The organism is Bacillus sp. LL01 (assembly GCF_001037965.1).
The window spans coordinates 78118-96267 of sequence record NZ_LFEL01000008.1; the positions used below are offsets into that span (position 1 = coordinate 78118).

The window sequence follows — 18150 nt, forward strand, 5'->3', positions numbered from 1 at the left end:
ATTTTGTTTAAAGAATTCTACATGGGCGGCGGATAGTCCTTCAAATTTTGAGGTTAGAAGTTTAACAGCCGCCCTTTTTGAATTTTTTCCAAATATACCTTGCATTGCAAGATAGCTTCACCTATAATAAAGGTATCATGTAATGCAAGATACCAACACCACTCTAATTCAGTACCTTGTTTTACAAGATACCCAATATATCACTCCATCCAGACTTAACATATCTTTTACCACAACCAAAGTAGGTGAACACATGGCAGCAAGAAGCCAGCTATTAAAAGGAATCCTTGATGCCTGCGTGATGGCAATTGTCGAGGAGAAAGCGGTCTACGGGTACGAACTGTCCCAGCTGCTACAAAAGGTCGGATTACCGGATATTAGTGAAGGAACAATCTACCCGGTATTGCTGCGACTCCAAAAGAACGGATTCATCGTAGGAGAAATGCGTCCTTCCGCATCCGGCCCGAATCGAAAGTACTATTTTCTAACAGACGCCGGAAAAGAAGAGCTTGAACGTATTTCAAGCGAGTGGATACTGATTGCAGGTCCCGTAAGTCAATTATTGCAAAGAGGGGAAAACGGATGAGAGATACAAAAAAGCTGATTGAAGAGAACAATGAAAAACGGAAGTTCTTGAATGATGATAATCTGGAGTTGTATGAGGATTTTCTAGTGTATATTCGCACTGATCTGCGTGTGGCAGAGCATGAAGGAGAAGAGCTATTGATGGAATTACTCGATCATATGCTAGAAGCTCAACATGAAGGAAGACCTGGAAAAGACTTGTTCGGTGAAGACCCGAAAGCATATGCAGACGAGTTAATCGAAGGATTGCCAAGCGAAAAAAAACGAGAAACCATTCCATTTATCGCTACCATCCTTTTCAACTTGATCGGCTGGGGTGCAATAAACGTTGGTATCGTTTACTTGGTACTTTCGCAATTTGTTGAAGTGAAAGATTCTATCTCGCTTAGCAGCTTGCTACTAATATTCCTGCCAGTCCTTTTGACAACTGCTCTTGGCGTAAAAGTGATCTTCGCTTTGATACGATCTACCCTCTTCCAAGAAAAGAAAAGCCACAAAAAAGCATACTGGAAAGCCGGAATATACGGAGGCGGATCTTTTGCCCTTATCTTGCTAATTGCTTGGTTAATCCCTGATTTCGGGCCGACCGTGCAAATCGTATGGTGGATTAATATACTTGCAGGACTTGTGTTGATTCTTTCAGGAAAACTGATCAAACGCCAATTCAACACCCATTAACAGAAAGGAGCAAACCAAATGATTCAATTACCTTTATCCAAAAAAAGTCAAACATTCATAGAAAAACTTCGGATTTACCTTTTTTCCTGTGGCAAAAAGACGAATGAGATTGATGAAATTACCGGAGAATTAGAGATACATTTGTACGAGGCGGAAAAAGAGAATAAAAGTGTGGAGCATATTATCGGAAGCTCCCCAAAAGAATACATGGAACAACTCTCAGGCGAAATGTCCTTTGATATTCGCGGCTGGGCCAAGTACGTGCCCATCATCATCCTTGGTGCTTTTTCCGGTATCGTGCTCAAGGACATCGTGTTTGGCGGCTTCCAATACTCATTAGTGGAGCTTATTGGTTACCCTTTTGTGTGCATTATCTTGCTATTTGCTTACATGGGGACATTTAGGCTTATTTCTAGTAATAATTTTTCTAAGCCCAAAGAATTCTTTTTCTTGTATTTAGTCAGCTTTTTATCGATTGCAATGTTTACAGGGTTGATGTTCCTGCCAAATTATATTGAGTCACCTATTATCCTGCTTGGCTATTATGGTAACCTGATTGTCGCAAGTATGGCCATCTCGTTTTTGATTGGGATTTCGATTTGGAGTAAGACGCTCGTGTCAATTGTACTGCCTATCTTCTATATCGTACCGGAATACTTGATCAGCTTTACTGACCTTTCAGAAGGAAACCAATTGTTAGCCAGCACCATTTTGATGTTCGCAGGAATCGGTGTGTATTTGCTGTTCTCCTTTAGAAAAACGAAGGAATCTAGTACCGCTCAATAAGACAAAAGGGAGCTACGCTTTAATTTCAGCGTCTGCTCCCCTTCTATTTCATCGCGATCGCTTCTGATTCCACCCGGTCCATGTACTCCTGTACTACTTTATTGTTGCTCTTTTCACTGCCAAGTTTCAGCATCGCCCGTCCGACAAAATTTGCCCCTTTGTTATGACCAGCATAAATGAAACGGGTATGGGAATCGTCCACCTTTTCGAGCGTAAAAGATAAATTAATTTCAAATGCTTTCCCCAGTACGAACGCTATTTGTTTATGTTTTCTATCGGGCTTGTCCTCATAAGCCAGCGTCTCCACGATATACGTCTCCACCCGTTTACCTTCACGGTATTTCTGGCGGTGTTTGGCGCCGACCTCCGTTTCCGTCTTCTCTATCAGCGTGTGCTCCTCCACTTTTGGCATTGTTCTAGTAATGTTTTTGTCGAGGAACAGCTCCCATACTTTTTCGATATGGACTGGTAACACTCTTTCTTCTTTCCACTGAATCATTGTTCTTCCTCCTTTCCTGACGCCAAGAAGGCATCGATCTCTGCTGTTTTGTGTTGCAACTCTTCCATTTGTAGTCGTATCGTTTCTTTCTTTTGAATTAGTAAATCCTCAAGGTGTGCAAACGATTCATCCTCCATTACAGAAATCATCTCCTGTATGGTGAACCCGAAGCTTCTGAGTTTCACTAAAAGCAGGGCCAGAAAATAACTGCCATCATCATAGTACCGGTAGTTATTTTTCGGGTCGATATAGGCTGGTTCGATAAGCTTCACTTCTGCATAATAGCGCAGGGTCTCCTTGCTGAGCCCGGTCATCTCGGAAAACTCGCTGACTTTGTACATTTCTTGCCCTCCTTTGTTTATTTTAAACTGTGTGGTGCACCACATGGTCAATGAGAAAATTTTTGATGGGGTGTGTTTAGGTGATTTTGAGCTGAAAACAGGTAAAAACGCTCGCTTTTAATGGCCGCAAAAACGGTTCGGACATTTCGGCCATGGGTTCGGACACTTTTACAGCTATTTTATGGGAGATTCGGACACGAGTTGGTCCTGTTCGGACAAAAATCGTAGCTGTTCGGTCAAGAAAAGGAAATCTTCGGTCAAGTTCGCGAAAACTTCGGACAACTTTGGGAAAACTTCGGACAAGAACGCAAAATGTTCGGACATTTATACTCCTCGGCCCACCTCACTTAAAAAGAACACCCAAGGTCTGCCGCTTCTACGACTTCCTTGAGTGTTCCTCTCTCATTCTTCCACTATCTCCACCGTAGCAGCCTCTCCCTGACCAGGAAGGCTCTCCTCCATATTGTAATACTCCACTTTTACAAAATCATACAACTGTGGTCGATCAAAGGACTCCCCATTGAAAGTGAACCAAGCCGATTGCTCACTTTCCGCAATCACTTCTTCCACTGTCAACTGCTGGATCTCTTCCTTACTTATATCACTGACAACTAGAATCTTCCCATCTTCCATCGCCGCAACATACCCGGTCATTTCCATGCTCACAGGCTTTGGGAATTTCTTTGTATCCATATTATAAACCAAAAAACTAATCACCATAATTACACCGATCACTGCCGCTATTCCAATAAGCAGGCCTCTAATCTCCACCTATTCCTGACCTTTAACTTCCACCAAGGTATATTCCTCAGTATCCAAATCGTATTCAAACGAAATCAAATACTTTTCTCCGACCTCAAACTGGCCACAGAAAGCTTCTGCATCCTCTTCACTTGCCGCTTTATAATGATAAGTCAGTCCATCATAATCCTCTTCCGTTACCGAACAACGATAAGCGCCGTTCTCATCTTCTGTAACTGCCACACTTTCCAACATAATACGATCCTCACCTGAAGTCGACGGAATATACGTGTACATGACAAACGTCGTAATAAGGAATAACGTCCCTACCACAAGCGCAATACGCCCTTTTTTCTTTTCTGACCTGACAAGCGTGGTGAACACACCGAAACCTATCAAACCGAAACTGATTGCAAATAAAATCAATCCAAATATATACATTCCAGTACCCCCGTTTCTATCCTCTACTTCCCATTATATATCAGACAACCTGTATCATTCATACTTTTCCATGGAATCGATGAGTTCCTCAATTTCAGGTTCGGTCATTGGATCATGCATGTTCATCAGTTGAAAAGTGGCATCATCTTGCATCCAAAAGATCACCTGAAGGTCCGACCTGGACTGTTTAACGGAGTAATCAATCCTATCACCATTTGAGGTTTCAAAACTTTTCCGATAATCTATAGGACCAAAATTAAACCCATCGGGCATGTCAAAAAAGATGTTAATGGAAATTAGCTCACTATCGACTTCCTTTCCAACATATTTTAGTTCCACACTTCTAGAAAAGCTCCACGGGACTTCTGTAGCCAAAATCTTTTCAGGCTCAAATGGTAACACCGTCAAGTAATAGGCTGGTTCTCCCATTTCATGGAACACATTAAGTGTTTCCCTCATTTCGGCAGACAAGCCATCATCATTATCACCGGGAAGGAAGTTCTGTACAACTACAATTACTAACATTACAACGAATGCCGAAACAACTACAGAAGGCACCCATAATCCCCGTCTTTTATTCTTTCCATCCATTTCCCTCAGTTTCCGTTCCACCCGTTCGTACGTCTCTTCATCCATAACCAAATCAGGTCTGTTCTTCAAGGGTTCCAACCATTCTGTATTATTTTTCATAGAACATCACCCCTTCCGTATCATGGCCAATGGAATGTTTCATTTTTTGGAGTGCCCGGTGGTAGGTCACTCTCACCTTAGATTCTGTCCATCCGAGTATCTCTGAAGTTTCTCTTACTGAAAAATCCTTTAAAGCACGTAATATGACGACCTGCCGATAGTCCTTTTTTAAACTACTTAAAGCCAGCTGCAACACTTCCCAATCTGAACCTTTATCAGCCAAATCTGCTGGAGACACCACACCACCTGACTGTTCCCGGCGCCACTTCTCAGGCAACAACCGTTGAAACTTTCTCTTTCTATAAAAATCGATGGTCGTGTTCCTAGCAATCGAAATAATCCACGTTCTCGTACTGGACTTCCCTTGAAAACTACCTATGCTATGTAATGCCTTCACAAACGTTTCCTGTGTAAGGTCCTTTGCTTCTTCAATATTATTGGTAAAATAAAGACAGTATTGGTACACGTCCTGATGGTACGGTTGGTACACATCACGTATGAATGCCTCCCTGTTCTCCCCCAAATGAAATCCCCCTTGCCGTCTTTATCTAATAGTCGATTGAGTTGTCATTTTGTTACAATATATTTTACCATGTAAAAAACCCTTACCGCTCTCCCACAGTAAGGGTCCTCAACGCTAGCATTCAAACAAATACTTCCTCGTCCTCAGCTGCACATTCAAAACAATGCCAATCGCTATCATATAAGCCCAATATCGGGCTGCTTTGTAACAAGAAAAAGTGAAATGCTCGGTGCTCGAACCGTCCCCTTGGCCTCTACTCATCTACTGGCAAGCACTAAAGCCTAAATTTATTTTCCACACATATCAAGCATGCCGCTTCTCAAAAAAACTTCGCAGCCCCTCCCCAAATATATTAAAAGAAATAATGGTATATAGCAGGGCCAGTGCAGCAAACAGCGGTATCCAATAGGCGGTATAGATCAGATTCTTTGCCTCACCCAAGAGCGTGGCCCAGTTGAAGCTGGTGTTCTGGATCTCTCCATAGTTGGATTCCATCTGGACGAGCTCCTGTGTAATAAAAACGCTGAAGACGCCAAGCTGGCCGATGATGAGGGCCACCCTTCCGATATCGTAGCAGAAGTTTACGATGAGAGAAGGCAGCATATTAGGAATAAAATAATTCTTCGTCATCAAAAATGGAGAAACACCAACCGTAATCGCAGCGTCCATATACGGTTCTTTTTTTATCGAAAGAATCTGTTCTTTCACCGTCACTCCTACTCTCCCGGCTTCTATGACCGCAATGGTGATAATCGCTACAAAAAATCGGCTTTCCAGGAAAATAATAAATGGCAGATTCAATAGCAGAACCGCGAAAAAGACGACAGGCAAACTGGAGAACATCTGATCAAACGTATCCAGCATCGAACTAACCAAGCGGTTTCCAAAGGATGCCATAATCCCCAAAACAATACCGGCAGCATAACGGATAACCGTAATCAGTGTAATAATCAGCAAGGTATCCTTGGCTCCGATAACTAAGACGCTGATTAGGTTTCTTCCGTCACTATCTGATCCCAGCGGAAGCTCGAGCGATGGTGGAAACGGAGCTGTTACTATTCTGCCAGGTTCAAACTTTACCCTCCCCACTTCCATGCCGTTCTGGATATAAGGTAGAAACGGAGCCAGAAATGTAACCGCCAGCAGTAACAGTAGCATCAGTCCGCCTATTTTCATATAGGTATTTCTAAACATACAGCTCCCCCCTCATCTGCTTAATTTCCATGAAACCGTCAGCCGGATTAAATGTGTCGTGAGAATGGTAAGTAGAAAGCATATCCCAATTCCCAATACCAATCCGCCTTCATATTCCGGGACCAAATACGTAGCAACCTTTGTCTGCACCCCGCCCAATGCAATAAAAAGGCGGTATGCAGCCCCTTGATACCCGGTTACATATTCCACCATCAAGAGGTTTGATAGAATAATTACCATCAGGGTCGGCAGATAGCGGTTTAAATCTTTCAAACTGATTTTCAGCATATGCTTCTGAATGACCTGCCTTGTCTGAAGCCCCTTGGATTTTGCGACTTTAATATAATCCTCACCATCTTGGGACAGCAGCGAGACACCCACCGTCCTTGCCACAAACATAATTGGATAAACCGAGATTAGCACAATAACGACAACCGCGTTATACCAGCTTCCCTGACTGAACAGTTTCAGCTGAGGCCAAAACGTGACAGCCACAAAAAACACAAAAATCACCAGGAAAAAATCCGGAATCGACTGGAGGAGCCATGTCGTCCCATTTCCGAGTACATTCTTCTTCGTATTCGCATGCCGATAATCATATATCCCCTTCCACACACCCAGGAGGATACTGAGAATAAATGCCGGAATGACCACCTGAAGACTTTTTGGATAATAATGCAGCAGTTCATCTTCCACACTCTTAAATTGGTACCGTGTTCCTCCCAGACTTCTCTCTTCCCTTAACCCATTCAGAAAAGTCGTGATATTCTGCTGATACTCCTGCGCATTGAAATCATAGTTGTAGTTTATAGTTTCCGCCCTTCCGCCGCTTGTCGTAATCGTAGGGGTTCTCGGGAAGAAGACGATTAACATTAAGAAAATCAGGGCCAGGAAAACAGCAGTTGAAATTTTGATAAGCTCTTTTCTCATGTTCATGATTTTTCGCTCTCCTCTCTCCTTTATTAAGAAGCATACCAACGCGCTTGTGAATGGAACATTTCATAGTACGTTTTACAATTATTTATTAATTCATTATGAGTGCCCTGTTCAATGATCTTTCCATCTTTCATAACGATAATCCTGTCGGCCATCTTGGCTGCTGCCATACGATGAGAGATAAATATTGTAGTTTTATCCTGTGTAATCTTATTAAAAAATCTATATATCTCTAATTCAGATTTCGGATCTAGAGCTGAGGTCGGTTCATCAAGAATCATAATAGGAGAATTACTAAAAATAGCTCGAGCGATAGCCAGCTTCTGCCATTGCCCACCTGAAAGATCAACACCGTCGTAGAGCATTTTTCCAAGGTATGTATCAACACCATTATTTAATTTATTGATTAAAGGAGATAACCCACTTTTTAATAAAGTATCATCAAGTAATTTACTATTATTTGCTTCCTCCAAATTCCCAAATGTAATATTATCCTTTATTGAATAGGCGTAACGCATAAAATCTTGGAATATAACAGAAATATTCTTTTGTACATCCTCTTGTTTAAATCTGTTGAAATCTATATTATCAAATTTTATTGAACCCTTTTGAGGTATATATAATCCTAAAAGGCATTTTATTAAGGTTGTTTTTCCAGATCCATTACTTCCAACTATCGCTACCTTCTCTCCCGACTTTATATTTAAATTAATATTGTGAAGAACATTCTTGTCAGTCCCAGGATATTTAAATGATATATTTTCTATTGAAATCCCTGTTTTTAAAGGTGAAGGGAAGTTTTCTTCACTTTTAACATCAGTGTTTATTTTAAGCATCTCATTTTCATACTCTAGGAACTTAAATAAATCTTCTATGTATAGGTTCTTTTCATAGACATTTGCAATTTGAACCGCAATATTATTAAAAGCACCCTGTGCTCCTTGTATTGCACTCGTTGTTGCTACAAAACCTCCAACGTCCATTTTTCCCAACCGGAGCAAGTAGATTATTGTGAGACCAGATGCCCCAAAGAAGAGTGCAGTTAATGCATCTAGCCCTATTTGTGAGGTTTTTTCTCTTTTAACTATTTTAAGGTATTCTTTGGAATTTTTTAAGAATAACTTTTCCCATCGTGTATTTAAAGATGAAGCTAATCCGAATAATCTCACTTCTTTTGCTGCCTGCCTATTATTAAGGAGCGATGATGTATAAGCCGCTTCTCTTGCACTAGGTGTTTGGAATTTCACTAAATAGAATTTCTCATTACTATATTTAATTCTAACTATTAATAAAGGTATGGCCGCAATTAAGCTGATGATTATAAAAATCCAGTGTATTAAGAAAAGGAAAGTTAAATAGGAAAGTAATGTAATAGCAGCTTGTATCAATTCTAGAACACTATTAACCGGCCCTAACAATTTATTTCCGTATTGACCTTTTACTCTATCATGGTGGTGATAAAAATCTGGAATGTCGAAATACGCAAAAGGAACCTTTGACGCCTTCTCATTAACAGCCTTTCCAATCAAGTGATCTATTTTTATTTCTACGCTTGTATTCATAACTGCAAGAACATTAAACATGATTGTACTAGAAACTGTTAGCACAAATTGCAAAAGCAGTAAAATCAGAATCACTGTATAACTTTCTTGTTTGTTGAATACAACATTAGTAATGTTGTTAATTAATTTTTGTAATATAATGAGCTGAAAAAAGGGAAGGCATCCTATCAAGCCATGTAAAAGTGTTGATACCAGCAGCCAGATTCTTGCCTTTTTCCAAACAAAAGCTAAAGATTTCAATAAATAACCCATATTCATCATGAATTCTCCTTAATGATAATATTACGCAGCCTTTGTAGGTAGTATCATATTAAGATCTTCAATTCTATTAATAATGCCTTTGCCTCTTATTACCCCTTCACCACTTATGAAATAGGCAAATGGTAATCCTATCTTTCCTAGCTTTGATAATTCATCTTCCTCTAGAGAAGAAACCGACATTTCTATCCCATAATTTAAGACTAATTTAGTTACCAGGTCTTTGTTGGAAAGACTAAACATAATAGAATTAAAATCTGTTGTCTGGTTTTGAAGATTGTTAAGGTAAGGATATATATTATTGCAAATATCACAATTAGGGCTTGTCAATAAAACTATAGTTCCTTGTTTAGAACTCGATTGTAAACTAAACTCTTTATTGTTAATTGTCATAACTCTTCTAATAGGGAATTTAGTTCCTATCGGTAATCCTAGCTCATCACCTGGAAGCGCTACAGGTTTTTTTGTAGATTTTTCAATGATTTTATATAGTTTAATAAACATTAAAGAGTGAACAATTATGATAACCCATAAAATAATATGGTAAGTTAAATTAATAAATTCCACTATCATTACCCCTTTATAGAAACTTTTCGATAAGATATAAGTAAAAAGTAAAGAAGCCAAATCCCTGTAGCTATGGAGAACATTTCTATAACAATTGTAATGGGATAACTAGTAATTGTGGCATCCACACTATACAACCATACAGAAGTATTAAGAATAAATAGTATTCCTATTTTTATTAATGTAAATTTACCGATTCTTTCCTCCGTCAAATCACCAAAGCAATTACAATTTACATCTCTCCCGGATTTCCTTACGAGATAAAAAACATATATAAATATGATTAAGAGCAGATAAATTAATAGGTGGGCATACATTCTACTTACACTAAAAATAATAAAAATAGAAATCAGCATTTCAGATAGTACAATCATATAGAATATAAAACTATTATATTTTGCATGAAAGCCTAGAGTGTGTAATGTTTTATAGAAGCTTTCTCTAGAGTTTAGCTTTGATACTGAAGAGATAAAAAAAGTAGACGCTAAGAATATTATTGCTAATATGTAGAACAAACTATTACACATCCTTTTTTAATATGGTTAGAAATATAAAGCCGACTGCCTAAAAGGCAAATCGGCATATATTATAACTGGATATTTATATATTAAAGAACGATTCCATTTTTACAATCGCAAGTATATTTAACAGTGTTGTTTGAGTAGATAATTACTCTTCTGAAATAAAGAGGACCACAAGGTTCAGAAGAACAGTACTGAAAAACTACAGAATTTGTTTCTGCTGCTCCATTGAAAAAGTTTTCCATATTATTCACCTCCATAATAGTTAATTTTATTCAGCCGGCTAACAATTCCCATATTATCACATGGTAAAAAAACACATTTTATTTATATAACTGAATTATTAGTATTTTTCTACTATTTTTCATGTTGGTATCCTTCTTTCCTGTTAAATTATGAAAGTTGTCATATTCCTTCTTCACGTCGCTTTATCAAAAAAAATCGCCATTTTTAAAGGCAATTTTTTCGTAAACTCATTAATTTATTTCATATTTGCTTGCTTCTTTAAGTATAGAATCAATAAAATCTACATAGTTTTCTCTTTTCTGTAAAATAAAAATCACTCTGGCTTTTTCTAAATAATCTATAACTAACCGATTGTACCCATCAAGCTGCACTAGGCTTTGAGCAGCCTGGGTATATAAATTGCCTAAAACTGAAAAATCTTCAAGCCTTAATGACCCCTTAATACCTTTTTCAGCAACTTCAAGTGATTCTTTATACTTCATATCAAAAAAGTGCATTTTTGATAAATTAAAATATATTTTTAACGTAAACCGATGATAACTATCCATATCCAAATTATGTGATAGTATCTCCTTATATATATTTAGAGCCCTATTATAAACACCATTATCTGCCAATATGTTTGCAATCACGTTTTTTATCTTCAAGTCTTGGAATTGCTGTTTGAATATACTTTTATCATTAATGAGGAAAGTTAAGTTCTCCACACATACCTGCCATGTAATATTTCCTTTAGCATAGGAAGATCTGTAAAAATGCCAATCAATAAATTGATTAAATTCCTCTCCTAAATCTCTCTTATTTCTTAATTTTCTTTCTAATGTTGTTAATTCGAAGATTTCAGCGTAATTAGCCGTTTTCAAATAATTATTAATTAATTGAGTTGTGGATAAAACATAGTTTTCAGCACGTTGTAAAGTAGTGCTAAGTAAATAATCCATGGTCACATTCAATCTCTTTGAAAGGTAAAACATTATATCGATGCTTGGCAGCGTTCTGCCTTTTTCAATCCCGCTGATAGTCGTTTGACAGCAAATCCCTTTTGCTAATTCTGATTGGGATAATTTATTCGCTCTCCTAAGTCTCTTTATCTCTTTTCCTAGTTCTTCATTTTTAATAAACATAACTCACCTCAAAAAATGACAAATTTCATATTAATTGTACAATTTATTTAAAAAAAGAGAAAATTATACATTTATAGAGTCAAATAGTACCTATTCAAGAATGCGGATTTTGTAAAAATTAACTATAATAATACCATATAAATACAAATATATTAGGGGGATTTAAAAAATGAAAAATTTTTTTAGACTTACTGTTTTATTTATCTTAGTATTCAACATACATACATCCCAAGAGGTTTCAACTAGCTTTGCCGAGGAAAATAATCCAAATTCACCAAACATCCCTACTTTACCTTGGGTAGAATAGATCAAATCATTAATTATGTACTGACTTATATATTCATCATATAATAAAAGGGAATGGCTTAGGCCTATTCCTTTTATTATATAATTCTCTTTATAGCAACATTACAGGTCTGTCGTTCAGAATTCCAGCAACTTTTAGACGACCATATTAATATCCCAATCCCCATCCTAAGGAGGAATATCCCCGCCCAAGAAGTTGGACTTAAATATTCTCCTAAAAAATTCTTCTAACAAGGCTGCTGTTAAGGGCTCTGCCAATGCAAGTGTAACTGCAGTTGATGAAGAAACATGAGTAAGACCTTTAGCAAAAAGAAAATACGCTACCCCTCTTGCCATTATTCCAAGATGAAGACTGATACTCCCCCCCAACACTCGTTATCAAAGACATTTCAAAAATAAACAAGAATGGAGATAAACTGCAAACGATAAACCAGCCTCAAATGCCATCAATATTCCAACAGGTTCTGCATGAACGGATTCCTTATCATAAACAAGCGATGATTTTTCCAAGCAGCAGGTAGTTATCCTGTAAGGTTGCTTCTTCAACTTTGCCCGGTGGTCAGCAATTACCTTACTTAAGACTAAAATAAGTGAAATTTTCATGAACTCGGAGGGGTTGGATGTTGAAAAGACTATAAACCTCAATTGGATACCACTTTACTTCTTCTTATGGGGATTATTGTAGTGGCAAGCTTATTGGCGTTGAAAAGTGTGAAGCCTACGCTGCTCTCCGTCCTTTGCCTTTTCTTTTTATTATTATAGTTTTTGTATTAATATCAATGTAATCGAAGTGTATTCTTTTCTTAACTTATAAATCATATTCGAGAATTCCAAGAAATCCAAACCCGTCAATTTATAAAAAAATGGATAATGATTGGTTTTTCATTGAAAACTAAAAATAGTAAAGTCGTCCTTAGGAGGCAAAAGATTTGTTTATCGCACTCGCATTTTTCCTATTCATGTCATTCTTTTTATCAGGCAGTGAAACCGCGTTGACAGCGGTCAATAAAATGAAGATCCAGATACAGGCGGAAAATGGAGATAAGGCTGCCAAGAGGCTTTTAAAATTGATTGAACGTCCCAACCAATTCATTACTGCCATATTAATTGGAAATAATATTTCCAACATCATGCTTCCTACATTAGTGACTTTAATCGCTATCGATTATGGCATAAATGTCGGTATTGCTACAGCGGTTTTGACTGTCATCATAATTATATTTGCTGAAGTGCTGCCTAAATCCATTGCCGCCACTTTCGCTAACAATGTCGCATATATAGTAGCACCTGTTATTTCATTACTACTGATCGTCTTTAAACCGTTAATCTTCTTGTTGTCTCTATTCACCAACTTTGTCATACGCCTTCTGTCCAGAGGAATGGTCCAGGAAGCCACACTTTCCAAGGAAGAATTGAAAACGATGGTGGATATTGGTCGCACGGAAGGGACGTTCTTTGAAGAGGAATCCCAGCATATCATCGGGGCCATCGATTTTTACACAAAAGATGTTCGGGACGCTTTAAAGACACCACGCATTGACATCCACGGCCTCCCATGCGAGGTATCCTTTGAAGAGGCGCGCGAATATGTCATGGAAAGCAGTTATACGAGATACCCTGTCTATAAGGACAATATGGATAACATCATCGGGGTGTTTCATGCAAAATTCCTTCTTAACTGGTCGTTAGACATCGACCTTGAAATAAAAGATTTCATGGACGATTCCCCGCTGTTTGTAGCGGAATCCACCTCGATTGAACGGGTATTTAAGATGATGCTAAAAGAGAAAAAACATATGGCCGTCGTCATCGATGAGTATGGCGGTACCACTGGAATCATCAGTCATGAGGACATCATTGAAGCGATGATTGGCCAAGAAATCGAGGATGAGACCGATGAAGTGGGCGAGATCCTCATTGAGGAACTGACTGATACCTACATTATCTGTCACGGAAAAATTGCGATCAGAAGGTTCAATGAGGTGTTTAAAACAAAGGTTCCGGAAGAGGAGGACACGATTTCCGGCTTCCTGTTCAAAGAACTTGGTCATATCCCGGAAGAAGGAGATACCCTTGAGTACCACCATCTGCACTTTGACATTTTGAAAATGGATGATAATGTGTTGAAACAGGTTAAGGTGAAGAAAAAGATAACTTTGAAATAAGAAGAGTGGGGAGGCATCCTGAATTGATGCTTCCCCACTCTTCTTTAGTCCGGTTTCATTCCAGTGTAGATAAGAATCGCGTCCCTCAGAAACTCTGCCGTCCCAGGTTGCTTTTTATCATAAAAAGCCGTAAAACGTTCGTCGTCGACATACATTTGGGCAAGACCTGCATGTGCCTCCTTGGAATAGGAATCCCAGTAAAATCCTAACCACTGACGATGCAAATCCGCCGCTTTTTGTGCGAGGTCGCCAGCAGGATCCCCCGTCTGGAATGCCTCGTTTAAAACTTCGAGTATCTCTTCTCCAAGCTTTTCGCCTTGTTCGTGCTGGTTCTTAGACATGCCTTTCAACTTGGCGTTGGATTTATCAATCGTCTTGTTGCCATATTTTGCTCTAATTTCCTCGCCATATTTCTTTTCGTTTTCATCTATCCTATTCTGCTTGAATGCTTCAAACTTCTCATTGTCGCTCATGGTAATGCTCCCTTCTTTCGCAGCCAGGGTCTTATCTACATTAGTGATTAAGTTCGCTAGCTGCTTTTGCTTTGTCAGAAGCTTATCACGGTGTTCTTTGAGTGCTTCCACTTCATCGAAGGTTGGAGCGTTGATGATTTTCTGTATGCTTTCCAGGTCGATCTCAAGCTCCCTGTAAAAGAGGATTTGCTGCAGCATATCCACTTCCGCCTGCCCATAGATTCGATACCCAGAAGCACTGATTCTCGCCGGCTTGAGAATCCCGATTTCATCATAATATCGCAGCGTCCTGCCAGTCACCCCAGCCAATTTTGCTAACTTCTGTACGGTGTATTCCACCTCTGATCACCTCCTGACAATTACAGTGTACACCTTGACGTAGCGTGAAGGTAAAGAGGGTATTTGTAGTTTTTTTGATCTGATTTTTACTTATCGAGTAAGAAAAATATCAGAATACCTAAACAAGACCAGTTTCTGGGTTCGATCGAGTTATTTTTATGAAAACATGACCTTGAGGTGATAATCGTGGCCAGATAAATCAGCCCATTTCACGCTTACTGTCCAAGATGACCCATTTACTGTCGGAATCAGGTAAAATACTGTCCAAACTCCGCCAAATACTGTCGGTTCACCTCTAAATACTGTTCAAACTTCATCAAATACTTGCCATCTGACAAAACAAAACAAATTACGACACTTCCTCCTTATCAGATGGGAAAGATTGGCTCCTCGATCGCATTTCCTTTCCCTAAAATAGAAAAGAAACCTCGTCCCCAAGGTTCCCCAATCCCTTTCATTCCTATTTAGCCCACGCCCCTATTCCACCGTTACTGCTGTCCCATACGCAATAATTTCCGACGCATTCGTCATCACGCTCGAGGTCTCCAAGCGCACACAAATAATGGCGTTCGCCCCTTTGCTCTTTGCATCCTCCACCATCCGACCGATCGCTTTCTGGCGCGCCTCCTGCATCATTTCCGAGTATTCCTTGATTTCCCCACCGACAATGGTTTTCAAGCCTGCCAACAGATCCTTCCCGATATGCTTCGATTGCACTGTGCTCCCTTTCACAAATCCCTTCAGTTCCACTATTTCCTTGCCTGGTACGGCCTCAGTAGTCACTATAATCATTTTTATCATCCTCCTCTTTTTCCTTAGCCCGCTCTACTATCAGCACAATGAAGAGTGCAATGACGGCAAGCACGTAAAATATGTAAAATAATATGCCCAACCAAATATTCACGACAAGTAGGGCTATCCCAACCACCTGACCTAATACTGCCACAAGCAATAACACTTTCTTCAGAGTTTCTATCATCCCGATCCCCCCACCACTACTATTCACCACCTAAAATGTATTTCCTGTACACCATTGAAAGTATATTTTGCCACCACTCATTTCATACATGAATGGGACAAAATTGTTCATTATAAAAGAGAATGTCACTTTAAGGAGAGATGCAAACCATGCAAAATCAACCAAACCCACAAGGGCAGAATATCAATCAGAACCAAATGCCACAGACCATGAACACGAACACACCTGGCGCACAAGCCCCGAATACAAACCATGGTGGCCACGAGCTTTTTGATGCCCATGAAGTAATTGCCGGCATTATCAGTATGCTCGATCAATACCAAATGTACGAACAGCATATCCAGGATCCTGCACTCAAGGATATACTGACGCGTCAGACTGCTTTTGTTACACAAATGTACAACACCATCGTGGAAAGTTTTCAAACGGGGCAAAAGCCTTCTGTATCCACTCAAGTGTATCATATGACCCAAACACATGACGTAGTGTATGGCATCACACCGTCTCAACCGAAAAAGCCGAACCAATCCGTTAATGAGCTTGCGGACAAGGGACTTTCCGCTTATATGCTTGGACAAACAAAAGGTCTTGCGTCGCTGCTTGCTATGACGGCGCTTGAAATGACCAATCCTGTCCTTCGCCGCGTTGTTGCTGACAGTGTTCCAAACTTCATTGAAATGAGCTATGAGATTTTTCTATATCAAAATAAACATGGCTACTATCAAGTACCACAGCTCGCGATGCAGGATATGAATGCTATGCTGCAAAGTTATACAACTGTACCGAATCAAGGGAATATGCCTCATTAAGAAAAGAAGCCACGGAGTCAAACTTCTCCATGGCTTCTTGTTACTTATACACCTTACCCTTCTAACGCTGCCTTGCCAAATGCTTTAGGCCGTGTAGCTTTATACCATTGATAGCACAGGATGACTAAGATGATACCGTCAATCACATCGCCCCCATAGTACATAATCATTCCGCCTCTTTCCGCTTGTTCTACCGGCACACCCATTGGAGGCCGGGAATAAATGACTTTTGATAGGATGCCATGTCCGGCAAGTGCGAGAATGAAAATGATGGCACGGTAAAGATAGCTTCTTCTATGCGCTGTAGGGTCAACATAAATCATGGATATAGTAAATAAATACCCAGCTAGGAACACATGAAGATGCACAAAAAGATACAGCCCTACATGCTGATGCATGGCTTCATACAAAGGGGTTGTATATAGAAGCCATAACCCTCCGATATTCAGAACAGTTGCGACAAATGGGTCTGTAACTAACGAAACGGGTCGACTTTTTAACAGGCCTGATAATTTTCTAGAAGCATTTACGTTAAGCGTCCTCATTAAAAGGGTCATAGGTGCTGACAAGGCCAACAATAGCGGCGCCAACATCCCCAATAATAAATGCGCGATCATATGATAGGAGAAGTCCATATGTGCCCGTTCTGCAATGGGACCTGCCAATGAGCTAATTGCACAGATAATTCCACCTGCAAACAGCAAAGTCCGCCTAACCGGCCATTTGGTGTATTTTCGATTAGATAGCACCACTGCACCTACATATAAAAGAAGGGCCAATAAAAAAGGAACCACCAGAAACTGACTGGTCCAACCACCGATCTCTGCTTGATGGTGGATATGAGCGAGAACGATCATGAAGAAACCTCTTGGGAACGTTGCTTATTATTCGTCTTAATAGTTAAAATCACGCCAACCACTATCATGCCGGCAGCAATCACATTCCATATCACGTCATAGATAATCACATTTTCCACATACCGAATCTGATGGATCCGCAAAATCTTATGTTGAATGATTCCGTCATATAATTGAAAAACTCCAGCCCCTAGAAATATCCCGCCAATCCACCTTTTCAAGACGAGCGCTTTCCTTCTTCTTAAATCAGCAAACAAAAATAATCCACCAATTGTTGCAAACCAGCTGAATGCATGGAATAATCCGTCAGATACCAGTCCAATATCAGTTGTCGACTTGTCATAGAAATGATGCCAGTGAAGCAATTGATGAAAGATTGTTTCGTCTATAAAAGCAACCAAGCCTAGACCAAAAAGAATACCTGACCAAAGATTACGACTGGAATAATTAGGTGTGGTGTTTACCTCCTTCACTTTATCCCTCAACTCCCATTCTTTTAAAAGATACACTTTTCTTCATAATTTCCCTAA

Annotated in this window: 23 protein-coding genes; 5 read left to right on the forward strand and 18 right to left on the reverse strand. The window is 39.4% G+C overall.

The window, feature by feature from the left end:
* The first annotated feature begins 253 nt into the window (after positions 1-253).
* Genes AB685_RS19420 through AB685_RS19430 form a run of 3 tightly spaced genes read left to right on the forward strand, consistent with a single transcriptional unit; the run spans position 254 to position 2049 of the window.
* The gene (locus AB685_RS19420; RefSeq protein ID WP_047972310.1) at positions 254-586 is read left to right on the forward strand and encodes a PadR family transcriptional regulator; all 333 of its coding nucleotides are present in this window, start codon (positions 254-256) and stop codon (positions 584-586) included.
* Positions 583-1263 (forward strand): DUF1129 family protein, encoded by a 681-nt coding sequence (locus AB685_RS19425; RefSeq protein WP_047972260.1) that lies wholly within the window; start codon positions 583-585, stop codon positions 1261-1263. Before AB685_RS19420 ends, AB685_RS19425 begins: the two co-directional genes overlap by 4 nt.
* A gap of 18 nt (positions 1264-1281) precedes the next feature.
* Positions 1282-2049 carry a hypothetical protein gene (locus AB685_RS19430; protein WP_047972261.1) on the forward strand — a complete coding sequence of 256 codons (768 nt, stop codon included), beginning with the start codon at positions 1282-1284 and terminating at the stop codon, positions 2047-2049.
* Between the two features lie 43 nt (positions 2050-2092).
* Here the strand turns inward: AB685_RS19430 and AB685_RS19435 are convergent, their stop codons facing one another.
* The 13 genes from AB685_RS19435 to AB685_RS32165 all read right to left on the reverse strand — a co-directional run bounded on the left by AB685_RS19435 (position 2093) and on the right by AB685_RS32165 (position 12601).
* Positions 2093-2548, reverse strand: coding sequence for an SRPBCC family protein (locus tag AB685_RS19435; RefSeq protein WP_047972262.1), 456 nt, complete (start codon positions 2546-2548; stop codon positions 2093-2095).
* A complete protein-coding gene (locus tag AB685_RS19440; RefSeq protein WP_047972263.1) occupies positions 2545-2889 on the reverse strand; it encodes a MerR family transcriptional regulator in 345 nt (114 codons plus the stop codon). The genes AB685_RS19435 and AB685_RS19440 overlap by 4 nt, the downstream gene beginning before the upstream one ends.
* Before the next feature lie 402 nt (positions 2890-3291).
* Complete coding sequence (locus AB685_RS19445) at positions 3292-3660, reverse strand: DUF3221 domain-containing protein (RefSeq protein ID WP_047972264.1); 369 nt, start codon at positions 3658-3660, stop codon at positions 3292-3294.
* Positions 3661-4071: a hypothetical protein gene (locus AB685_RS19450; protein ID WP_047972265.1), complete on the reverse strand. Its 411-nt coding sequence runs from the start codon at positions 4069-4071 to the stop codon at positions 3661-3663.
* 54 nt (positions 4072-4125) lie between these two features.
* Positions 4126-4761 (reverse strand): hypothetical protein, encoded by a 636-nt coding sequence (locus AB685_RS19455; protein WP_047972266.1) that lies wholly within the window; start codon positions 4759-4761, stop codon positions 4126-4128.
* A complete protein-coding gene (locus AB685_RS19460) occupies positions 4751-5284 on the reverse strand; it encodes an RNA polymerase sigma factor (protein WP_053073896.1) in 534 nt (177 codons plus the stop codon). Before AB685_RS19460 ends, AB685_RS19455 begins: the two co-directional genes overlap by 11 nt.
* A gap of 303 nt (positions 5285-5587) precedes the next feature.
* The gene (locus AB685_RS19465; RefSeq protein ID WP_047972267.1) at positions 5588-6478 is read right to left on the reverse strand and encodes an ABC transporter permease subunit; all 891 of its coding nucleotides are present in this window, start codon (positions 6476-6478) and stop codon (positions 5588-5590) included.
* A gap of 12 nt (positions 6479-6490) precedes the next feature.
* Positions 6491-7414 carry an ABC transporter permease subunit gene (locus AB685_RS19470; RefSeq protein WP_047972268.1) on the reverse strand — a complete coding sequence of 308 codons (924 nt, stop codon included), beginning with the start codon at positions 7412-7414 and terminating at the stop codon, positions 6491-6493.
* A gap of 26 nt (positions 7415-7440) precedes the next feature.
* Positions 7441-9237 carry an ABC transporter ATP-binding protein gene (locus tag AB685_RS19475; protein ID WP_082153709.1) on the reverse strand — a complete coding sequence of 599 codons (1797 nt, stop codon included), beginning with the start codon at positions 9235-9237 and terminating at the stop codon, positions 7441-7443.
* Between the two features lie 21 nt (positions 9238-9258).
* Complete coding sequence (locus AB685_RS19480; protein WP_047972270.1) at positions 9259-9801, reverse strand: hypothetical protein; 543 nt, start codon at positions 9799-9801, stop codon at positions 9259-9261.
* A gap of 997 nt (positions 9802-10798) precedes the next feature.
* Positions 10799-11692, reverse strand: a complete 894-nt coding sequence (locus AB685_RS19490; protein ID WP_047972272.1) for a helix-turn-helix domain-containing protein — start codon at positions 11690-11692, stop codon at positions 10799-10801.
* A gap of 474 nt (positions 11693-12166) precedes the next feature.
* Complete coding sequence (locus AB685_RS32160) at positions 12167-12334, reverse strand: hypothetical protein (RefSeq protein WP_241773346.1); 168 nt, start codon at positions 12332-12334, stop codon at positions 12167-12169.
* A gap of 42 nt (positions 12335-12376) precedes the next feature.
* Positions 12377-12601 (reverse strand): hypothetical protein, encoded by a 225-nt coding sequence (locus tag AB685_RS32165; protein ID WP_241773347.1) that lies wholly within the window; start codon positions 12599-12601, stop codon positions 12377-12379.
* Between the two features lie 326 nt (positions 12602-12927).
* Here AB685_RS32165 and AB685_RS19500 point away from each other — a divergent pair, with 326 nt between their 5' ends.
* Positions 12928-14163, forward strand: a complete 1236-nt coding sequence (locus AB685_RS19500; RefSeq protein WP_047972273.1) for a CNNM domain-containing protein — start codon at positions 12928-12930, stop codon at positions 14161-14163.
* Between the two features lie 44 nt (positions 14164-14207).
* Here AB685_RS19500 and AB685_RS19505 read toward each other — a convergent pair whose 3' ends face one another.
* The 3 genes from AB685_RS19505 to AB685_RS19515 all read right to left on the reverse strand — a co-directional run bounded on the left by AB685_RS19505 (position 14208) and on the right by AB685_RS19515 (position 15954).
* The gene (locus AB685_RS19505; protein ID WP_047972274.1) at positions 14208-14975 is read right to left on the reverse strand and encodes a MerR family transcriptional regulator; all 768 of its coding nucleotides are present in this window, start codon (positions 14973-14975) and stop codon (positions 14208-14210) included.
* A gap of 477 nt (positions 14976-15452) precedes the next feature.
* Complete coding sequence (locus tag AB685_RS19510; RefSeq protein ID WP_047972275.1) at positions 15453-15767, reverse strand: YbjQ family protein; 315 nt, start codon at positions 15765-15767, stop codon at positions 15453-15455.
* Entirely contained in the window at positions 15748-15954 is a 207-nt protein-coding gene (locus AB685_RS19515) for a hypothetical protein (RefSeq protein WP_047972276.1), read from the reverse strand. Before AB685_RS19515 ends, AB685_RS19510 begins: the two co-directional genes overlap by 20 nt.
* 197 nt (positions 15955-16151) lie before the next feature.
* On the opposite strand from AB685_RS19515, the gene AB685_RS19520 reads away from it, so the two are divergent.
* Complete coding sequence (locus AB685_RS19520; protein ID WP_241773349.1) at positions 16152-16763, forward strand: spore coat protein; 612 nt, start codon at positions 16152-16154, stop codon at positions 16761-16763.
* Positions 16764-16816: 53 nt separating this feature from the next.
* Here AB685_RS19520 and AB685_RS19525 read toward each other — a convergent pair whose 3' ends face one another.
* Positions 16817-17620, reverse strand: a complete 804-nt coding sequence (locus AB685_RS19525; RefSeq protein ID WP_047972277.1) for a cytochrome c oxidase assembly protein — start codon at positions 17618-17620, stop codon at positions 16817-16819.
* On the reverse strand, positions 17617-18093 hold the full coding sequence (locus tag AB685_RS19530) for a DUF2243 domain-containing protein (protein WP_241773348.1): 477 nt from the start codon (positions 18091-18093) through the stop codon (positions 17617-17619). The genes AB685_RS19525 and AB685_RS19530 overlap by 4 nt, the downstream gene beginning before the upstream one ends.
* Between the last annotated feature and the right edge of the window lie 57 nt (positions 18094-18150).